This window comes from Flagellimonas sp. HMM57, from assembly GCF_021390175.1.
Classification (GTDB): domain Bacteria; phylum Bacteroidota; class Bacteroidia; order Flavobacteriales; family Flavobacteriaceae; genus Flagellimonas.
On the sequence record NZ_CP090004.1, the window covers coordinates 3,585,890 to 3,606,849 of the forward strand.

General features: G+C 38.3%; 21 protein-coding genes. 3 read left to right on the plus strand and 18 right to left on the minus strand.

From position 1 onward, the window contains the following. Positions 1-159: 159 nt before the first annotated feature. From LV716_RS15915 to LV716_RS15970, 12 genes are all read right to left on the minus strand, one after another. Complete coding sequence (locus LV716_RS15915) at positions 160-1,560, minus strand: S41 family peptidase (RefSeq protein ID WP_163418767.1); 1,401 nt, start codon at positions 1,558-1,560, stop codon at positions 160-162. A 71-nt stretch (positions 1,561-1,631) separates the two neighbouring features. After that, positions 1,632-2,378, minus strand: coding sequence for an AraC family transcriptional regulator (locus LV716_RS15920; protein WP_163418768.1), 747 nt, complete (start codon positions 2,376-2,378; stop codon positions 1,632-1,634). A gap of 521 nt (positions 2,379-2,899) precedes the next feature. After that, positions 2,900-3,427 (minus strand): hypothetical protein, encoded by a 528-nt coding sequence (locus LV716_RS15925; protein ID WP_163418769.1) that lies wholly within the window; start codon positions 3,425-3,427, stop codon positions 2,900-2,902. Between the two features lie 221 nt (positions 3,428-3,648). Beyond that, a complete protein-coding gene (locus LV716_RS15930) occupies positions 3,649-4,356 on the minus strand; it encodes a hypothetical protein (protein WP_163417933.1) in 708 nt (235 codons plus the stop codon). Positions 4,357-4,576: 220 nt separating this feature from the next. Next, positions 4,577-5,278, minus strand: a complete 702-nt coding sequence (locus LV716_RS15935) for a hypothetical protein (protein WP_163417934.1) — start codon at positions 5,276-5,278, stop codon at positions 4,577-4,579. A 353-nt stretch (positions 5,279-5,631) separates the two neighbouring features. Beyond that, on the minus strand, positions 5,632-6,492 hold the full coding sequence (locus LV716_RS15940; RefSeq protein ID WP_163419500.1) for a GNAT family N-acetyltransferase: 861 nt from the start codon (positions 6,490-6,492) through the stop codon (positions 5,632-5,634). 136 nt (positions 6,493-6,628) lie between these two features. Continuing rightward, complete coding sequence (locus LV716_RS15945; RefSeq protein WP_163418770.1) at positions 6,629-7,693, minus strand: glycoside hydrolase family 26 protein; 1,065 nt, start codon at positions 7,691-7,693, stop codon at positions 6,629-6,631. Positions 7,694-7,991: 298 nt separating this feature from the next. After that, positions 7,992-8,888, minus strand: coding sequence for a hypothetical protein (locus LV716_RS15950; protein WP_163418771.1), 897 nt, complete (start codon positions 8,886-8,888; stop codon positions 7,992-7,994). Positions 8,889-9,017: 129 nt separating this feature from the next. After that, the gene (locus LV716_RS15955; RefSeq protein WP_163418772.1) at positions 9,018-9,569 is read right to left on the minus strand and encodes a hypothetical protein; all 552 of its coding nucleotides are present in this window, start codon (positions 9,567-9,569) and stop codon (positions 9,018-9,020) included. Positions 9,570-9,728: 159 nt separating this feature from the next. Continuing rightward, on the minus strand, positions 9,729-10,505 hold the full coding sequence (locus tag LV716_RS15960; RefSeq protein WP_163418773.1) for a TIGR03915 family putative DNA repair protein: 777 nt from the start codon (positions 10,503-10,505) through the stop codon (positions 9,729-9,731). Between the two features lie 10 nt (positions 10,506-10,515). Beyond that, complete coding sequence (locus tag LV716_RS15965) at positions 10,516-10,689, minus strand: hypothetical protein (protein ID WP_163418774.1); 174 nt, start codon at positions 10,687-10,689, stop codon at positions 10,516-10,518. A gap of 17 nt (positions 10,690-10,706) precedes the next feature. Then, positions 10,707-11,969, minus strand: coding sequence for a putative DNA modification/repair radical SAM protein (locus LV716_RS15970; protein ID WP_163418775.1), 1,263 nt, complete (start codon positions 11,967-11,969; stop codon positions 10,707-10,709). 147 nt (positions 11,970-12,116) lie between these two features. Between LV716_RS15970 and LV716_RS15975 the strand changes: the two genes are divergently transcribed. Both LV716_RS15975 and LV716_RS15980 read left to right on the plus strand, forming a co-directional pair. Next, positions 12,117-12,878 (plus strand): LexA family transcriptional regulator, encoded by a 762-nt coding sequence (locus LV716_RS15975; RefSeq protein WP_163418776.1) that lies wholly within the window; start codon positions 12,117-12,119, stop codon positions 12,876-12,878. A 50-nt stretch (positions 12,879-12,928) separates the two neighbouring features. Further along, complete coding sequence (locus LV716_RS15980; RefSeq protein ID WP_163418777.1) at positions 12,929-14,002, plus strand: transporter substrate-binding domain-containing protein; 1,074 nt, start codon at positions 12,929-12,931, stop codon at positions 14,000-14,002. Between the two features lie 6 nt (positions 14,003-14,008). Here LV716_RS15980 and LV716_RS15985 read toward each other — a convergent pair whose 3' ends face one another. From LV716_RS15985 to LV716_RS16000, 4 genes are read right to left on the minus strand one after another with little or no spacing between them, the layout of a single operon-like run. Beyond that, positions 14,009-14,698, minus strand: coding sequence for a hypothetical protein (locus LV716_RS15985; protein WP_163418778.1), 690 nt, complete (start codon positions 14,696-14,698; stop codon positions 14,009-14,011). Further along, a complete protein-coding gene (locus LV716_RS15990; protein ID WP_163418779.1) occupies positions 14,695-15,609 on the minus strand; it encodes a RimK family alpha-L-glutamate ligase in 915 nt (304 codons plus the stop codon). The genes LV716_RS15985 and LV716_RS15990 overlap by 4 nt, the downstream gene beginning before the upstream one ends. A gap of 12 nt (positions 15,610-15,621) precedes the next feature. Further along, positions 15,622-17,304: a gamma-glutamyltransferase gene (gene ggt / locus LV716_RS15995; protein ID WP_163418780.1), complete on the minus strand. Its 1,683-nt coding sequence runs from the start codon at positions 17,302-17,304 to the stop codon at positions 15,622-15,624. Next, complete coding sequence (locus LV716_RS16000; protein ID WP_163418781.1) at positions 17,292-17,885, minus strand: ACP phosphodiesterase; 594 nt, start codon at positions 17,883-17,885, stop codon at positions 17,292-17,294. Before LV716_RS16000 ends, ggt begins: the two co-directional genes overlap by 13 nt. Before the next feature lie 90 nt (positions 17,886-17,975). On the opposite strand from LV716_RS16000, the gene glmM reads away from it, so the two are divergent. Beyond that, positions 17,976-19,367, plus strand: coding sequence for a phosphoglucosamine mutase (gene glmM / locus LV716_RS16005; RefSeq protein WP_163418782.1), 1,392 nt, complete (start codon positions 17,976-17,978; stop codon positions 19,365-19,367). Between the two features lie 8 nt (positions 19,368-19,375). Here the strand turns inward: glmM and LV716_RS16010 are convergent, their stop codons facing one another. Both LV716_RS16010 and LV716_RS16015 read right to left on the minus strand, forming a co-directional pair. Beyond that, positions 19,376-19,909 carry a nuclear transport factor 2 family protein gene (locus tag LV716_RS16010; protein ID WP_163418783.1) on the minus strand — a complete coding sequence of 178 codons (534 nt, stop codon included), beginning with the start codon at positions 19,907-19,909 and terminating at the stop codon, positions 19,376-19,378. A gap of 126 nt (positions 19,910-20,035) precedes the next feature. Continuing rightward, complete coding sequence (locus LV716_RS16015; RefSeq protein ID WP_163418784.1) at positions 20,036-20,947, minus strand: lysophospholipid acyltransferase family protein; 912 nt, start codon at positions 20,945-20,947, stop codon at positions 20,036-20,038. Positions 20,948-20,960 lie beyond the last annotated feature (13 nt).

Here is a 20,960-nt window from a genome sequence, read left to right on the forward strand (position 1 = left end):
GGATAGGGTATTTGTCAAAAAGTCTTTTTTTTAAGTTTTTGAAAATGAGTTTTGAGATTTGGGGTTGATTTTTACTAGAAGCGCAGAGTAGGAGGAGATTCGGTTTGTATTATCTTGAAAAATTTAAGATTGGTTGATAGAGACTGTTTACCGTTGGACTCAATGATTTGGTTGTACTTGATTTCTTACTTTCGCTAGATTCTCTTTAAAAAGCTCTAGATTGGAATCTTCGTTTTCAATGGCTATTTTCACAGCTTTTTCATAATTTTTTATTGATTCCTGTAGTTTTCCATTTATTGCCAACGCTTCGGCATAACTATCAAAAACATTTGCTGATTTAGGAAATAGGACCGTATTTGACTTAAAAATGGCCTCTGCCGTTGTTGGAATCTTCCGTTGTGTTAAGAAATCATAACCCAGTCTGTTGATTCCTGATTCTGTGATCAAACCATTTTTCACGCAATCGGTTAGGCTTCTCATCAGTGCTTCGCTTTCAGGATTGTTTGGGAGTTCTTCCAAAGCCTTTTCCATATCGTCTAAATATGTTTTATACGAATCTACCAATTTTGCTTTGTACGTAACGGCTGATACTTCTGCTAAATCGAGGGCGATTTTTAAGGCTTTTTTGCTTTTGGTCTCGATGTTGGGTATGACACCTACTTGTTCCCAGCTTGTTTTAGTGACAGAATTAATGGTTTCCCAAGTAGCTATAGACACCATGAGCTCCTTGGAAACTCTAAGGTGGTTTGAGCCATTTCCAGCACCCGCGGTGGTCTCCCCAATGATAGTGGCTCTCTTTAGGTGTTTCATCATATAGGCCAAAGATTCTGCGGCCGAACCTGTGTCTTTGTTCACCAATATGTAGATCGGGATTTCTGGAAGTTTTTTTCCTGGAATGCTATTGGTTGTACTGATGCTTCTTTTTCTATCTAGATGCCTTGCATAGTATTCTTGAAGATAAATAGGCTCTTCATCGAAAAAATAACTCATTAAATAAGCGACTATTTCTTCAAAGCCCCCATCGTTATCACGTATATCGATGATCAGGGCATTTGTATTTTTCAATATAGCCATAGAAAGATCAACCGATTTCTTTATTTCTTGAAAAAATTGCGTTCGTGAGAAATGTTCAATTTTTAGATAACCAATATTGCTCTTGTCGATTTTTGTTTCTACATATCCATAATTGCTGATTTCTCCACGTGTATTCAGTTTGGTGGACAGGGCACTTTCACTTGGGGTTTCCTTAAAATCACTACAAAAAGCGGACATATGTAAATCGTTACTAACTGCACGCATATCTTTTGTTAACCGTTTGGCCAGTTTTTTACAGGACAAACCATTGTAAGCTCCTTTTCTGTGTCTTTCCTTGATATAATCTCCTGTATTTTTGCCAATCTCTTCAGAAATATAATATACTTCTGCTAGTTTGGCAATCGAATCTATAATCTTGGTAACCTTATCTTTATCTATTGTTTTGCCCATTTTATTTTGGGCGGTAGAGGAAAAAGAAATGATAAGAATTAAAAAAAATGCGAATAGTAAATTATTAGACTTCATCTTTAGATTTAAAAATATAGGCCAAAAATAAAAGATGATGATACGGGAAAATAGAATGAAATTTGCCTACGCTAAAAACTTCTAAAATTCTTTGGAAGAAAACCGGTTGCCTTTTTAAAATTTCTTATGAAATGGCTTTGATCCGAAAAGTTACAATCATACGCTATTTCATAAAGTGACTTGTCAAACTCTTTGATGAGTTCAATACTTTTTTCAACTTTTAACATGCGTTTGTACTCACCCAATGTGCAGGAGAAGTATTTTCTGAAATATTTGGAAATTGTTATCGGATGCAGTTGTACAATCCTTGCTATTTCATCCAGTGATAGCTCTTTATCCCAATTATCATGAAGTAATTCCCTTAAGACAACGACCCATTTTGGGGTGTCCTTAAAAGTTTTCATTTCTGGATTTGTTATCAACTCCAATACTAATGACTCTATGGAAGAATGGCTATTCAAGTCATTTGTGAGCATTTCATTTTGTATTTTTAAAATCAAGGCCTTGGCATTGGGCCTTTTTGTAATTGCTTCTTTAATAATTGCTTCTGATAGCTGATGCTTTTTTAAGAATGCCCGTCCTATCTCAATATTGGCACTTTTCGATATCGATTGAGGGGAGATCCAACGGTGTTTTTCTTCGGAATGGTAAAAAAATACACTTCCATTGGGATCTGTATATTTTGTGTTGCGTAAAGTGTCGGCTTTTCCACCTTCAAACACAAAGCTGATGTGAAGGTTTTCATGGTAGTGCCATTCGGAATCGTTTTGTTTATTGGAATATATTGTGTTGGATATAATACTATCATCAATATCCATTCTTTGAACAATTTTTCCTGTGTAACCCCCTGAGTCAAGTATTTTTAATGTTTCACTGATTTCAATAATAGTTTAGTTATTGCCAGGATATGTTTATGGATACTTTGGAAATATTGGGACTTTTCGCTAAAGTAAATCCGCTGTTCGTCGTTTGAGCGCCTAAAGTTAACGAATTACAGCTTCAAATTATAGCCAATGCTATCTCTTGCTTTTTACAAATCCAATTAGAGATTGAGAACAGGGGGATTTTTCAGAAGTTGCCTTTGAACCTATTTACTTTCTATGTAGATTTTATCATAAGGTATCCAATGAAACATGTTATTTTAATTTACTATTTATGCTCTAGTCCATTCTTAAAATACTTCCCGGTTTTTCATGCTAAAAGTAAGTTTTGTCCAATACTTCCAAAGAATTCCATCATCGGCAAACAGTTGGTTTGAACAAGGCTCGTTTTAACATGCTTTATTCATTGTTGACGACTGTTTTAGGCCAAGGTTTTTCTGATACAGTTTATAGAACTCCTATTTAGGAATAGTTCCTCCATAACTTTTCCAGTTCCCTGCGTTTGACCCGTAATCTAGCATAAAATAAACTTGTCCCGTATCTCCGTCCATGGCGTAAAAAGCAGAGCCCTCGGTGCGAGTAGCTGCCTGAAAGCGCACATAGCCTTTACCTGAACTTGGCAATGTACCTCCATAACTTTCCCAATTACCTGCATTTGATCCATAGTCCAGCATATAATATACTTGTCCCGTACTACCATCCATACCAAAAAAAGCTGTTCCCTCACTTCTCTTGAGCGTATAAAAGGTTAAGTTTTTCGCTAATGGGTTTCTCTTAATGGTGCCGCCATAATTTTTCCAATTACCTGCTTGGGAACCGTGATCGAGCATAAATGAGATTTGACCTGTAGTTTTGTCAATTGCGAAAAAAGCGGTTCCGTCCCTTCTTTCTACAGATTCAAATTCCAACCGCTGTGCTGAAAGGTTGGAAACTGAGAAAATAAAGAATAAACAAAGGATGAGTTTTAATTTTTTAATTTGATTCATAGTACTTGTTTTTTAGTTATAGAAGTGTAAACCACTTCACGGCATAATATAGTTAAGTCCAATTTTGAAAAGGAGGTAAAATTGACGGATAGGGCATATGAATTGACGGATGAAGAAACTTTGGCATTACCTCTCCAAAAGAGAAAAGGACATCTTTTTTGCGATGCCCTCTCCTCTCTAATGCAAAATAAGCTTTTTGAATGCTAAAAATTGGTATGGTATCACTCCTCGACCAACTCTTTTACAAAAACATTTGCCTCACCGGAAATTTCAATGGGATTACTGGAACTATTGTTCTCTTCGTCAACCATAAAATTATACGAAAAGGTTAGGTTGTAGGTCTCGGGATCAAAGACAAAATTGGAAAACTCCGACTCTGGAACTTCGGCAAAATTAAATACATCATTCATAATAAAGTACTTGTTATCGTCGCCGATCACGGCATAATTATTTATTACAAACTCAATAAAACCAAATTCCTCCTCAGGCTCGCCCAGATTATCGATTTGGATGAAAAAATACAAATGTGCATCTTGATATATATCATCGGGTGCACTCAAAAAACGCGTTAACTCAAACCCGTACCGTAAGCCATTATCGATTTCAGTTATCGTCAATGTACTGTACGAACCATCTTCATTTTGGAGGGTAACGGGCGTAAACGTAAAGTCCGCACTGTCCTCAAATCCCTCACTGTCCGGTCTTGTGCCTTTGAGGGCCATGGTCACGTTGCCGTATTGTGTCAACTCGTTAAAACCTTCGCCATCGGTTCCATCCGCTCCATTTTTACCGTTCGTTCCGTTAATACCGTCGTCCCCGTTTTTTCCATCGATACCGTTGGTACCGTCCGCCCCGTCCTCGCCAGAACAGGAGACCAGGCATATGGAAAGGGTAAGTAGTGTTATACTGAGCAATCTATATAATTTCATGATTTTAGGTTTTAAACTTAATATTGGGTGAAAATAGGGTGCTGGCCGATTTATATAGGGTGTGGATTGATGGATGGCCGTTTTGGATTGACGGATGATGGATTTCCTCAAAAAGAAAAGAGAATATCTTTTCACGATGTCCTCTGGCATCCTATAACTAAACCATTATGGATTCAAAATCCATAGTTTTAGAAAAGAATGAAATTCTTTTTAGATTTAGCTATATAAGTTCCAAAAGGTCTACGTCCACTTTTCCTGAAATGTGCAGGTCATTTCCTGAATCGTTAAACTCTGCGTCCACGCTGAACCGATATCCGAAAGAAAGGTTATTGGTTTCCGGGTCGAAAGCCATATCGGAGAATTCGAACTCGGGAACGCTTGGTTCACCTAGTCCAAAGACATCATTTATAATGAAGAATTTACCATCATCACTTATAACGGCATGGTTTACTATACTCATTGTTGCAGAAACCAAAGCTTCATTTTCCTCTCCAACGTTGTCAATTAAGATAACAAAGCGGATGTAGTTCTGTTGATATGCCTCATCGGGATTGGCATAATAGCGCCTAATTCTAAACTCATAGCTGGCACCACCCTCTAGAATTGGAATGATATCAACTCTATTTGAAGAACCTATTGAGGTGGCCTCCACGGGAGTAAACCTATACGTTCTGGAATCGGAAAAAGAATCACCATCTGGCCGGGTGCCTTCCATATGCATAGTGATGTTGCCGTATCTTGTCAGTTCATCAAAACCGACACCATCTTGTCCATCAACACCATTGATTCCATTTTTTCCATCGATACCATTTTTTCCGTCAATGCCATCAATGCCATCCGTTCCGTCTTCACCATCCGAGCAAGAGATTAAGCACAGCGCTAAGGCAGATGTGGCCATGGCACATAGTTTGCATAGTTTCATGATTTTTTGGTTTTAAACTTAGTTATTAGGTTAAAATAGGGCGTTGGCCGACTTATATAAGGTGTGCATTGACGTATGGCCGTTTTGGATTGACGGATGCCCGTTGTAAGCTATTCCTGATCAGAACTGTTTAGATTTATAAATCCATAATTTCGCTTGTCCGCTTTTCTCTTTTTTCTGATTTATGATAATAAATTGGAAACCTCCATTCGGATTAGGGGCAGGTTTTTCAGCGAACTTTAAATTTCTGTTCTTCAAGGAAATCAAAAACTTCAAGAGCCGACCCTGAACATTTCGATAAGCTCAATACATGATTTGTAGAAGGGTAGGCGAGAATTAGCAACTGCTTGAGGCTATTGTTGGCTATGTTCTTTATTAAATTTTAATTCCATTTCTAGCTGATCCAGATAATTTTTAAACCCTTTTGAATCAAAAAAACCGGTAACATTTTCAGCTTTTTTATCCACATTAATAATAGAAAAGGCATTTCCGTGCTTTTTTACCAATTCAGCTATTAAATTTGAAGCTATTCCTTTTCTTCTAAAATTCTTGTTTACAGCGATTTGTTGTATTCGGTTGTTTTTCGGATTGTAAATAACATAGCCGACTAACTGGTTTTTTAGGTAAGCTCCAAATGAAATATTGTCTATCCGCAATTTATCCATTACTCTTTTTGAATTTTGCCACGTAGGATCTATATCCCAAAAAGATTCCATTTGCTTCCATTGATAGTTTTGAAGTTCCTTGACCTCTATTTCTTTGTTGATTTTGGTAGAGGTGAAATTTCCTTTATAACAAGCTAACTCCCTTGTAGTTGTAAAACCGGATTTTTCATAAGATTTTATGGCTTGAATATTTTTGGATATTACTTCAAGAATGATTTTATCGATTCCTTTCTTTTCTAAAACTGGTAAATTGTAGCGGTACATTTGTTTTGTTAATCCTGAACCTCTTTTTTTTGGAATAACACCTGTTCCCCCGTTATATACTACTTTTTGATTATTAATGGTATCAATTCCATGTAGAATGAAAGCAATGAGCTTTTTATTTTCAAATACACCAACGGATAATTCAAGGTTGGTTTTATCAACAATCATTTTTGATGCCAACTGTTCTTCCGTCAATTTAAAAGGGACAAAATAGTCAGAAAAAGATGTATTGAAAACACTTAAAATTTCTTTATTATCTATCCCTTGCAAATTTTTAATTTCCATCTGTATTTTGGTCAAATTACCACTAACTGCATACATATGGCATGTTGGGCCTTGCCCGATACGAGTGCCTATATTTTGTTAACTATTGTTCTAGTTTAGGTCTTTTAGCAGAATACTTTTATATAAATCTTTACTATCAGTGCTTTGAGTACCCCAATTGTTCAAAGAGTTCAGGTGATTGCTTCAAATAACGTTCTTTATTGGTTTCTTGGAACCAGGCTTTTGATATTTTTTCATTATTGTAGAGACGTCCATCTCTCCAATGCGAAATCCCCTGGATAAACAACCTTTGCCAGTCTTCGTTTATGAAACTAACTGCCTTAATGTTCTTGTTATAGATGAAGGTGAAAAAATTGACAAACCACTCATCCCATACCTCAATATTTTCTTTATCAATACCTTTAATAGGGTTCGATTCTGCTATCATTATGGGTTTCTTGTGCTCTTTGGCAAAATTTAAAACGGTATCACAATAAGGACCAAAGTCAGCACCGCCATAAGCATGGCCAAAGACAGAAATACCTATCCAATCCACGTAGTTATCACCGGGATACCATGCGGACAACTTGTAATCTTTGAACGGTTTGGAAGCGTATGAATGCCAGACAAAGGCAATATTGTTTGCTTCTTTTTTCCGCAACAGATCAACGATGCGCCGGTACGCTTTTACGTAACTTTTGGGCTCAAGTTCGTTATGTGGCCCGTCAAATTCATAGCCTATCCTCAGATATATAGGTCGGTTCGTAGATTTTGCCCAGATAGCGTATTTCTTGATGACCTTATCATAATAACCTTCACCAGTAAAGTCGGCAACATTCCATTTGCCTACCATCCACATAGCACTGTGCACAACGGTATTGGGAAACTTATCAATTAACATTTGGTGATTTTGTGTGCCGCCAGTATCATTTTTATGAGACTCTGTAATACCTTTAAACTCGGGTATCCCCCAATACGCAGACCAGCCACCTGGAATCTTTTGATCAGGAAAATTCTCAAGATATTCTGAAATGCTTTCAACCGTTTGTCCCATAATAAGCAGGGTTTTTCCATGGAGAGGAACAAATTTTGTCTGCTCGTAATCGTAAACAAATTCTGGGTCAATTTCTACATTGATTTGTGATACCATTTTTTCAATGGATAGTTCGGTTGATTCCGAATCTTTAGTTGTTTGTTCCTGTGACCAGACGAACGATGACATAAAAAGTAGTAGAATAGCGGTTAAAAAAACAACCTTATATTGAAATTTTGTTTTACAGAGCGTCAAGGGTAAAGTCATTTCTTTTTTGTTTACTTGTCTTTTAATTTTTCTACAAAGTAACTAGACTGTAATATTAAATTTAGCAGCTCTGCCTATGTTTCGTTGCTTGGTTTTGCACTTAACTTGGCAAGTACATACCAAACTGAAAATTAGCAAGGATTTTTAGAAGCGATGCCCTGAGCGTGTCGAAGGGTAGGCGAGAACAGCGTCATTACTTATAGCCAATGAGGCATTGGTTTTATTTCTTTTCTAATATCTCCATTCTTTTTTGCAGTTCAAGAAGCTTTTCGTTCAATATAACTAATTGCTCATTTTTTCTTTCAAGTTCCTCTATTTTCTTTTCCTGTTGAATAGTGTAAAGAGTCAATTCTTCAATCTTTAGAAGAAGCTTTGAATCCATTTGTCCAAGAAAAATTCCATTTTTTTTGACTTCCTTGGTGCTTGGTATGTCTTTGAGATGACCCTTGTCTTTGATATGTTCTTCAACTTCTTTTAAGGTTGGCAGATAGTAGTCTTTTTCAAAAACGAAGTCAGACCATCCAGTTTCTACTTTTATTTCCTTTGCTCTAATTTTTCCATTTACAGCCAATTTCCATCCTTTAGGGTTAGTTGTTCCTATTCCAACATCGCCATCGGATAAAATTGTCAATAGGTCACCATTAAGATTACTGAACTTGAATTGCCCTGCTGTACTATTCTTTTTGAACTGTAATCCTGCATTGTCGTATGTTCCATCCGAATAGTTGATAAATGACGTTGTTCTAAGTTCGGCGTTACCCAATCTCAATAATTCTGTATTTGGATTTGTATTAGATATGTTGATTTTCCCATCGGATAAAATTGTCAAAAGGTCACCATTGAGATTACTGAACTTGAATTGCCCTTCTGAGCTACTTTTTTTGAACTGTATTCCTACATTATCATATGTTCCATCTGAATAGTTAGTAAACGATGTTGCTCTAAGTCCAGCGTTATCTAATCTTAAAATTTCAGAATTAGCATTAATTACATTTATATGTAATTTGGTTTGAGGAGTCGACTCCCCAATTCCCACTCTGTTTCCAGTATCAGTTACTTGAGAAAATGTCATACTTGATAGAAATCCAATCATCGCACTTGATAGTATTTTCTTCATTTTAATAGATATTAGGTTATTTTTTAGCTTATGAATAACGTTTAGATATATATACTTATAATAAAAATAAGCATATCCATAGTAAAATGTAGGTTATGTAATATCTTTCAGGTTTGGCATTTTCGCATTTTATCCTAAAACAACATGTGAAAAGTAATTCTGTGCATTTGGTGCCCAATTAAAATATACTGCACCATTTTTAAGCTCCATGACTTCTTGTTGCTGTTGCGATAGCGTAAGGCATTGTTCAAAAATCTTTTTTGGTTTTTCATCAATAGCTTCGATAAACACTTGAAGTACGTACTCTCCGGACAAAAAAGTGTAATGCGTGCCATCTTTTGGTAACAAAAAGCTATGATCGCACGAAACCCCGGTTTTGTTAACGAACAATCCGCTACCTAGAACAAGGCCGTTATTTTTGTAGGACCATACATTAAAATTTTGAACCGTTTCCCTGCGCTGCAATCGCACATACATATATTGCACATACTTCCCTTTTTCCGAAGTGCTATAGAGCAGCGTTCGAATCCCTATTTTCTTCTGTCCCTTGTTGTCCACACCAAAATAAATCATGGAAGGGCGGGTCATTTTAACCGTTCCTTTTTTAATCCGACTCAACCAGAACGTCAAACCTGAAATAGTTAGGACGGCCAATGATATACTTAAACTGATATAGTCCATAGTTGAGTTAAATTACACGGGACATTAGAAGAGGTTGAGGCGGTCTTTGTGATTACGAATCGTAACGAATTTTCCTTCAAAACTGGATGAAGACGTAACTGTGCCATTGAAAACAGCATCATTCGATAGTTACAATTTTAAAAAATGCAACTACAAAACTTATGCGGTCTCTTTCTTCTCGGAGAGGTACTTCCAATAGCGTTTGGGAACATGCTGCGTATGCAATTTTCTGTTGATACGGGATTTAATGTTGGTACTTTTAAAATAATCGTTCCAAAGTGTTTGATAGTCGTACTCCTCGTTCAAGAATGCATCGCTCCTATGGATTTTATTGAAGTGGATTTCGTTCAAATTGAGCGATACCATCTCAACATGATCTAGATTGTAAAAAATACCATACTTGCGTTTCACATCATAGATTAACCATTGCTGGTCTGCATAGCGATTACGAAAGTGCTTGGATATAAGGGGCAGTACATCAAAATCTGGTTCAATGTTGGCAAAGTAGATATTGTCCTTGGTCAATTGAAAGCGTACGAAGGCCTCCATACGGTGTTTTTCGCGCCCAACGGAGCGTGCCAGTTTGCTAATGCGCAATACGGTACCATCTGAATAATCGGTCTGCTTTACATGAGTAGTGGCCATCAATTTTCTGATATACGTATAGAGTGTGAGTTCTACACCTTCCATCTCGCTCAAAAATGCAAAATACACTTGGGATATGGCATTATTGCTTTTGTTGCGTATACCGTTCCACACGCGTTTTGCTTTTTCCACATTGGTAAAAACGGTTTCCGTCTCTGAGAAAAGCCCACTTTGGCCTTTCGTGTTTCGCTGAATATCCACCACGTCCAGTTTTTCTTCAAAAGCGACAAAGACTGCGGTAAGAAAGCCATTAAAGCTTCCATCGTATAGTAAAGTTTTGGAGTTTTGCATAATCAAGATATTATAGATGAGCGGTAGTAAACCGTTTTTTTAATCGAGAGAGCGACTTTCGCGCCTTGCTTTTGAACGCTATAAAATCATAACCAAAATTTAAAATCACAAAGCGACCACGTTCCATATAGTTGGATTGTTCTTGGGCATTCAAATCTTTTGTGGTATGGTTTAAATAGTCCATGATTTCCTAAAATAGTGTTAGTTAAACAATGATAGTTGCGTGCTATACTGATTCCGAAACTTTCCTACCGAATGTTGCAAAATCATTCCTTTTATTTTCTCCACATCCAAATCCCTGCGCTCCCAATTCCTGGAGTCGCAAATCATAAAGTATTTAGCGCGGTTAAGGGCCACACCTATTTTTTTAAGATGGTCCCAGTTCAATTTTCTAAACTTTCTGGCATTGACAATTTTCTGTACCGACTTTAAACCCAAGCCTGGAATACGGGCCAACATGCGCTTGTCCGCTTTGTTCACATCCACGGGAAAATGGTGCATATTACGCAGAGCCCAGGAGAGTTTGGGATCTACATCAACATCCAGATTGGGGTGTTCGTTATTTAAAATTTCATTTACGGCAAAACCATAAAATCGCAAAAGCCAGTCGGTTTGGTACAATCGGTTTTCCCGTAACATGGGAACCTGCGATCCAATGGAGGGCAAACGGCTGTCCTCGGCCACGGGCACATACCCGGAATAATAGACCCGCTTCATATTGAAATTTTTATAATAATGGGTAGCGGAATACATAATATCCTTGTCCGTTTCTCCCGTTGCGCCCACAATCATTTGGGTACTCTGTCCCGCTGGGGCATACTTGGGAGTACTTTTTATGATTTTTCGTTCGTTTTTAAATCGAATAAGTTCATTTTTAACCTTCAACATAGGTTTGGTAAAGTCCTCATGTTTTTTGTCCGGGGCCAATAATTTAAGACCGGACACCGTAGGGATTTCTATGTTGACGGAAAGCCTATCTGCGTACAATCCCGCTTCGTACATCAATTCATCACTGGCGCCGGGAATGGATTTTAAATGAATATAGCCGTTAAAATTCTCTTCTTGCCGTAGTTTTTTAGCTACCGCAATGAGCCTTTCCATGGTATAATCGGCATTTTTGAAGATACCGGAGCTTAGGAACAACCCTTCAATATAATTTCTTCGGTAAAAATTGATGGTGAGGTCGACCACTTCCTGAATTTTGAAAGCAGCCCTTTTAATGTCATTACTTTTTCGCGTAACACAATACGCACAATCAAAAATACAGTGGTTGGTCAATAATATTTTTAAAAGGGATACACAGCGTCCATCTTCGGTATAGCTATGGCAAATTCCCATTCCCGAGCTATCCCCCAAACCTTTATTGGTATTGGTACGTTTGCTACCACTACTGGAACAGGATACATCATACTTAGCTGCATCTGCCAAAATGGTTAACTTTTCTTGTATTCTTTCAAAATTCATAGCGTAGATTGTAATTACTCCAAAATTATGGAAATATTCCTAAAAATGGAAATATTCCAAATTATTTTTTGGAAATATTCCAAAATCAGTATATTTGGAGTGTAGAGAAGTCAGCTCGACTGTCCTCGACCCAAAAGCTAAAGCACTATGGAGAATGAAATAACCTTAAAACGATTTACAGAGATAAGAAGGGAACTTGGACATACTCAAGCTGAGTTTGCAAAACTTTTAGGCATTTCCAGCACTACTGCGGATATTGAACGAGGACGGACCAAACTTTCAGGAAGAGTAGTAGTGGAGTTGTTAAGGCAATTTAATATCAATCCACTTTGGCTTTTTGGGGAAAGTGAGGAAAAACACCTAGAGACTTCGCGTACCAGCGTAATTCCTAAAGTGGTTACGGTGGATAGTGCAGATAATGATAACATGGTGCTAGTGAATGCCAAGGCTGCTGCAGGGTATCCACAAAATATTGCCGATACGAGCTGGTATCACCAACTTCCCGCTTTTGATTTGCCCATTCCCGAATTTAGAAATGCCACATATAGGGGATTTCAAGTGGAAGGAGATAGTATGCTCCCAAATTTGAAGCCCAATGATTGGGTACTGGCCAGGGCCATAGAACATATTGATTACGTAAATGCGAATAAAATGTATGTGGTTGTGCTTCAAGATGCCGTATTGGTCAAGAAAATCGAAAAAAGACCAAATTCCAATAACATTACGCTGGTCTCTTTGAACGAAACATACCCACCGTACGATATTAAGCCTTTCCAAATACAGGAAATATGGGAGGTCAGCAGTAAATTGACCTTTAATGTTGATGCAACTACGGAAACCGGGCTGCTGCGACAATTACAACAATCTATGGAAGAACTGAAACGGCAAGTGGGAGGTGTAAAAAACTAGTTTCTTAAATTCTTGACTATCTTAGAGCTTTAACCAACCTCTTTATAGTAGTGAAGCATCTTTTAGTTACGCTGTTGCTCCTGTGTGCGTTTTCGTCGGCATTTTCTCAAGCTCAAGGAGATACTTTAAAAATCGGGTACACTCGGGCAGCACCTTTCATTATAACCGAAAATGAATCTTTGGAAGGCATCAATGTTTGGCTTTGGAAACAAGTAGCGAAAGAACTTGATTTGGAGTACAAAATGGTCTCGATGGAGTTTTCTGATATGCTCGATGCTTTGAAGGCAGGCAGCATAGACGTAAGCATCAACCCTTTGACCATAACTGGGGAACGGAGTAAGCATATGGAGTTTACACATTCTTTTTTTGCTTCTCATTCCACTATTGCTGTGACCCAAAGCACCTCTTTCCAAAAATTAAGAACTTTTTTAGAGGCATTTTTACATATCAACTTTCTACGCGGGTTTCTTCTCTTATTCGTTATCTTACTCTTCTTTGGAACCCTTATCTGGCTTTTTGAACGGCGAAAAAATGCAGCACATTTTCGCCCGGGTGCAAGAGGAATATGGGATGGACTTTGGTGGTCCGTAGTAACGATGACCACAGTGGGTTATGGTGATAAGGCACCAAAAACCAGAATGGGTAAAATTGCTGCTCTAGGATTGATGTTCAGTGGGCTTTTATTCGTTTCTGGGCTCACGGCCAGCATAGCATCCAGTTTAACCGTAAATCAGCTTGCCGACACTACCGATAGTTTTAACGCCTTCAAAAATCGGAATGTTGGCACCGTAAACAATTCGAGTGCCAATGATTTTTTAAAAACCCATTTTTTTAAAAATATCAACACATATTCAAGTGTTATACCTGGGCTTACCGACTTAAGAAAACGGAAAATAGACGCTTTTATCTATGACGAGCCTATTCTACAATATAGAATTAAAAAAGACTCCACACTAACCAATTTAGAATTGTTGCCCATTAAGTTTGATGTACAGTTTTATGCTTTTGGTATTGTGAAAAACAATACGGCATTGGAGCAAAAAATATCTCAGGTTATCCTAGAGATTATGGAAACACAAGAATGGAGCGTAGTACTGGCTGAATATGGCTTGAGCGAAATATAAGGACAATCAGTTATAAGCCCTAACATCGCCCATTCCCAATGTAAAAGGGCCAAGTTGATGTGATTTAGGCAAGAAAGCCCCACTTTCCATTACTTGCCAGTCGTCCCAGGTGGCTTCGAGACCTCCGAGAGGGATAATTTTCACCCACATTTTATAGCTGATCGGAAACCCATTTTCATTTAATATCCACAAATAACTATCACCTGGAGTTGTACCTCCTTTGGAATAGGTGATCAACAAGCCTTTGGAGCCATCATCTAGTGTTACAAGGCTTCTTGTAGTGCCTTCATCAAATACTTTATAGGGTGCTATCAACCAGAAAGAATCGTTGTTAAACAATTTTAGGGCTTTGGACGTAATTTTCTCCTTTTCTTCGTTGGATAACTTGGTTCCTGTTTTTTCTGCTGTACTACTTGCATGCGTAACCAAGTCCAATTTTACAGTATACTCATCCCACTTGACTTCAACAATTCCATTTTCTTTATCCCATTTGTAATTGTTCGTACCATTCTGAAAAGACCATTCCAAGAAACGGGTGTCCTTGTATTTTTCATAATTAAGGGCATTTAGCATTTTAGTTGCGAGTTTATCCGCGTCCAGAGGCGCACTTCCTTCAGGTAAAGGCTCATGCTTGATCAACAGGAAAATGACCAACCCCAAAATCAAGATTATCACTATTTTTAAAACCCTTTTCATGAAAAGTATCTTTCTTTAATGGTTAGTGCCAAAACAATTGCTGCTTCCGGATTATGCCTGAACCAAAGTTCAGGTTCAAAAATTTCCAACTCGGCCAATGCCCAATCGCTATTATTGTCTTTAAAGATATCAACTCTGGCATAGATGGGAAGTTCAGGAACGGCATTCACTACTTTTTCTGAAAATTCAATTTCTGTTTTGGAAGGTTTGTAATCGTGAACACTTCCACCAAAATCATCTTGTACCCTAAAGTCTCCTTGCTTAGCAACTTTCAATACGGCATGGGTAAATTTGCCATTAAAGACCATCATGGATATTTCTCCCTGTTCAACAATATTATGCTGAAACTCTTGGAGCATCATAGCCTCGGTGGCAATGAGTTCTTTAAAGATGGTTTCGTGCTGGGTTATTTCAGAGACATCAAATTTATAAGTATGTCTCGCCGCACCGGAAACACAGGGTTTCAAAACAAACGAATTGGATTTGAAATGATACTTTTCTTTCGCCTCTTCACAGGTTTTTGCCAACGAAGTTTCCATACCTTTTTCAACAAATACCGTTTTGGGAATAGTTATGCCGGCAGCGGCCAAATCCTTCAAGTAGTGTTTGTCAATGTTCCAGTCGATGAGTTTTTTGCAATTGATCAATCGTGTTTGAGTTGAAACTGTATCTAACCACTTGGAAAACGCTTCAAAACGGTCAAAATAATCCCAAGTTGTTCTAAAAAGTGCATACTTCGTACTTGTCCAATCAAATTTTGGATCATCCCAAGATTTTCGGATGACCTTCAGTCCAATATTTTCAAAGGCTTCTGCCACCAACCTGTCCTCCAGCAAAATGTTATCGGTATATTCGTTTTTCTCTTTTGGGTCGATATACCTTCGGTCGGTAAGAATTACAATGTCGTACATAGTAGGGGATATTTAAAAGCCAATTGCGGTATCGTCGCCTCTTTTATCCGCACCACCTTCCAATTTTCCATTGGGCAATACGCGAATGGCATCGACCTTACCAATAATTGGGGTTCTTTCTTCATTGATGATATAACCTTTGGATTTCAATTCGTCCTTTAGCTCTGGCGAGAAACCCTCTGGTTCAAAAATAACGACATCTGGCAGCCATTGATGGTGAAAACGGGGTGCGTTGACGGCATCTTGCATACTAAGATCAAACTCATAAACATTAAGAATGGTCTGGACCACCGCGGTAATGATGGTAGAGCCACCAGGCGTGCCCACAACCATGTAGAGTTTTCCGTCTTTTTCTACTATGGTTGGTGTCATACTGCTCAGCATTCGTTTTTCCGCAGCTATACTATTGGCTTCGGCACCTATTAGACCAAACATGTTGGGAACTCCGGGCTTGGAACTAAAATCGTCCATTTCGTTGTTCATAAAAAAACCGAGTTCTTCCACATACAGTTTTGAACCATAGCCCCCGTTTAACGTTGTGGTGGCGGATATCGCATTTCCTTGACTGTCCACAATGGAGTAATGGGTGGTCTCCATACTTTCTGCTATTTCCACTTTTCCATGCTCCACAGCAGAGGACAAGGTGGCTTTTTCAAATGAAAAATTCTGCATCCTTTCTTGCAGATAGTTATCGCTTAATATGACATCCAAAGGAATATCCACAAAGTCAGGGTCTCCCAAAAAATAATTTCTGTCTGCATAAGCGCGGCGTGATGCTTCCGTAAACAGTTGAATGGCTTTCGTGGAATTGTGTCCAAAATCGGAAACCTTGTAAGGCTCCATCATCTTAAAAATCTGATTGATGGTCACTCCTCCGCTACTGGGCGGACTCATGGATATGATATGAAGGTCCTTATAGTCGAAAATAATAGGCTCACGCCATTTGGCCTTATATTTTTCTAGGTCTTCCTCGGTGATAAACCCGCCTTTTCCCTGAATGAAAGCAGCAAGTTTTTGTGCAACCTCGCCTTTATAGAATCCATCCCTACCTTCTTTAAGGATTTTTTCCATGGTTCTTGCCAGTGCAGGGTATTTTATAGTGTCCCCAGCTTTGAAATTGGTTGCGAACTTAGTACTGTCCCCATTGGCTTCGATAAAACGCTCACGATAACTTTCCAATCGCTTTTCCTGTTTCTCCGTCACGACAACACCTCTTTTAGCAAGTTTGATTACCGGGGTCAAAATATCAGAAAGGGGCAGGGAACCAAACCTTTGATGTACTGCCATAACTCCTGCAACGGTTCCAGGAACCCCAGACGCCGTAGCACCTTTCGTACTTAGATTTGGGATAACATTGCCCAAGGAATCCAAGTACATGTCCTCGTATGCGGATAAAGGCGCTTTTTCCCTATAATCCAGTCCACCTACATCACCATTGTTTTTTCTGTACACCATAAATCCACCACCACCAAGATTTCCCGCGAAAGGGTAGGCGACTGCCAGTGCCATTTCCGTAGCGACCATGGCGTCAAAGGCATTACCGCCTTTTCCCATAATTTCCGAGCCAATTCTTGAGGCCTCTTCCCGTGCAGAGACCACCATTGCTTTTTCAGCTACAGTTCCCGTTGGGATAGCAGGTTGTTTTTTACAGTTTAGGAATAAAAGAAAGGGGACAAGCAGTATTAATCTTCGCATAGGGAATCAAATTTTTGTTGGGAAAAGGTAATCAATTCTTTAAAAAAGAGGGTGAATTCATTTTCAAAGGCTTCATAGTGCTCTTCTAGGTCTATGATGGCATAATTCATTTTGGACTTGTTTTCGGTTCTACGGTTCATACCTTCCAAAACTTTGGAGATACCCTGTAAATCGGCATAACTCAACAGCCAATTTCCAGAAATCATATAGGGCATCATGCGCTGGGTTGCAAGTGGCAGCATATCATAATTATCTTCTAAAAGATCATAAAAGCGTTCAACAAAGATGTCTAAGGGAGTTTTAGAATAGGATGACCAATTCTTTGCCAGAAAATGATCGTAGAATATATCCACGATCACTCTACTGTAATGGCTATAATTGTGGTGTAGCCGTTTACTACTTTGTTTAGTAATGGGATGGGAGTCGGTATATGTATCTATCTCACGATGTAACAATATCCCTTTTTGAACCCTTTCGGGAAAGTGTTTGTATTTATTTCCCTTGATATGATCTGCGAAGAAATTGCCCAAAGTAATTTCATCATCACCAAAGGAAAGGTAAATGTGTGCTAGAAAATTCATAGAATAATTTTCTTTTCTGTCGAAATTTACAAATTCGAAACACGGAATAGCAGTCAGCCAATTATATTTGCAAAAACTTTTTTAACAATTATGACCCTTATTAAATCAATTTCTGGAATACGTGGTACCATTGGCGGTAGCACAAACGATAATCTTACACCAATCGATGCGGTAAAATTCGCGGCAGCCTATGGAACATGGTTGAAGGATTATGCTGGAAAAGAAAAACTAACGGTCGTAATTGGTCGCGATGCAAGACTGTCTGGAGAAATGATTCAAAATTTAGTGGTTTCTACATTAGTTGGGCTTGGTATCAATGTTGTTGATCTGGGATTGTCCACAACGCCAACGGTCGAAATCGCAGTTCCTATGGAAAATGCCGATGGTGGAATCATCTTGACAGCAAGTCACAACCCAAAGCAATGGAACGCACTAAAGCTATTGAACGAGAAAGGAGAGTTTTTGGACGCAAAACAAGGGGCTATCATATTGGAGCTTGCGGAAAAAGAAGATTTTGATTTTGCAGAAGTGGATGATTTGGGAACGGTCATTAAGAACGATTCGTATATCGATATCCATATTGATGAAGTTTTAAACCTACCCTTAGTGGACAAAGAAGCCATAAAAAAGGCAGGGTTTAAGGTTGTTGTTGATGGGGTAAATTCCACTGGGGGCATTGCTATCCCAAAGCTTCTTGAAGAATTAGGCGTGGAAGTCGTTAAGCTTTATTGCGAACCAACGGGACATTTTCCACATAATCCAGAGCCTTTAAAAGAACATTTAGGGGATATCTGTAAATTGGTTGTTGAGGAAAAAGCTGATTTTGGTATTGTCGTAGATCCAGATGTTGACCGATTGGCATTTATCAGCAATGATGGTGAAATGTTTGGAGAGGAATACACGCTGGTTGCCTGCGCTGACTATGTACTTGGGAAAACCAAGGGAAATACAGTTTCCAATCTGTCCTCATCCAGGGCGTTGCGGGATATTACCCAAAAACATGGCGGAACGTACGAAGCAGCTGCAGTTGGTGAAGTAAACGTTGTCACCAAAATGAAGGCCAACAATGCGATAATAGGTGGTGAAGGTAATGGTGGAATTATTTATCCTGAAAGTCATTATGGACGGGATTCATTGGTAGGTACCGCTTTGTTCTTGATGCATATGGCAGAAAAGGGAGGTACAGTTGCCGAACTAAGGGCAAGTTACCCCAGCTATTTTATGAGTAAAAAGAAGATACAATTAACTCCAGAGTTGGATGTAGATGCTTTGCTGGAAGCCATGCACGAAAAGTATAAAGGCGAAGAAGTATCTATAATTGATGGTGTTAAAATCGATTTTCCAGAAAATTGGGTACATCTGCGTAAGTCGAACACGGAACCTATCATTAGGATTTATACCGAAGCTAAGTCGCAAGAAGCCGCCGACGCTCTCGCTGATAGGATAATTGGTGAAATCAAGGTGATAGCTGGGCTTGATTGAGTCTTAGTCTATCGTTCTAATTTATAGATTGTTTTTTGACCATTAAATTCATTGTGGGAAAGTTGTATTCTTTTGTCAGAATCCAATACCAATTTCCATAAACCTTCTTCTTTTTTAAGGGTCACATGAAATTTTCCGTATCCTCGTATGCTTAAATCTTTTTCACCTTTTTGTTTTGAACTGAAACGATAATAACCAGTTTGATAAGCAATATCTTCGGTTTCATTGATTGCAGTGGACAAAATGACGAATGAAATATCCAAACCGCCACCTTGCTGTTTTACGTCGTCGATATATCCGCTAAAATTCTCTAAATAATCTTGACCTGTTTGAATGTTGTTCTGGTCCAATGTTATTCTCACAATTTCATCGGAATGAATGGACTTCAATTTATCTGAATCTAAATAAGCATAGGACTCCATAAAAGGAATCCATATCTCTGTTTTTATCGAATCCAGTAATTCCTCTGAGATTGCACGATCACTATTTTGTCCGTTCACAAATCCAGCAATAAGAAAAAAACACAGAATTGAATACCTCATATTTTATATTTTTTGAATGATACACAAGGTAAGGAATCTTTGATTTTGTTTGTCTAAGGGTTGGTAAAAATAGTGTGTATCAAATGGTAGGCTAAGTCAAACCTTTTTATATTGACAACACTAATACTATGTGTTGGACGTTACATCAGCTTGAAATTCTTTTGGAGCTTTATTTCGGTGTTTCCATCTTTTGTGTGTCCAAAAATAGTATTCAGGTGCTTCACGTATTGACTTTTCGGTCTCTTTTATAAAGGCTTCGGAAATATCGTAGTCCTTCACTTCTGTAGGTCGTTCGGTCAAGACTTTAAAAGTCGCTTCATAATGACCACGTTTCACTTTTTTCACTTTAAGATAAACGGGCACAATGTCATGGGCTTTGCATAGTTCTTCGCCACCAACGTGAATGGGTACCAATATATTCATGAAATTTGCCCAATGCCTTGCCCTATTCATCATTGGAGATTGGTCGCTAATGATACCAACCGTTATTAATTCAGCTTTTTCTTTTGCATCTTTTATAATTTTTCGGCTTTCATGGGTTCTTATAAGTGTAGTGCCATATTTACTTCTGATATCACGCACCAACTTATCAAAATACTTGTTTTGAATTGTTTGATAAATGGCATATGCTTCGGATTCTACGTAGGAATTCAGGGAAAATACCCATTCCCAACTTGCATAGTGGGGCATCATGATCATGGTGTTCTTTCCATTTCGCTCTAACTCTTTAAACACTTTAACATTGGAGAAAACATATCGTTTCTGCATTTGTTCGTTGCTTATGCCCAATGTTTTTATCATCTCTAAAAAAATATCGCAAAGATGTTTATAGAATTTCTTTTCTATTAGTAAACGCTCCGCTTCAGGTTTTTCTGGAAAAACTAATGCTAAATTACTGCGTACTACTTTTTTACGATACCCAAAAACATGATACAGTAATTGATAAACAATATCCGAAATAAAATAAAGCACCCAAAAAGGGAGTCTCGAAATCAACCAGAGAAGCGGATAAACAAGGATAAAAACAACTAATTGCATACGTAATTCTTGT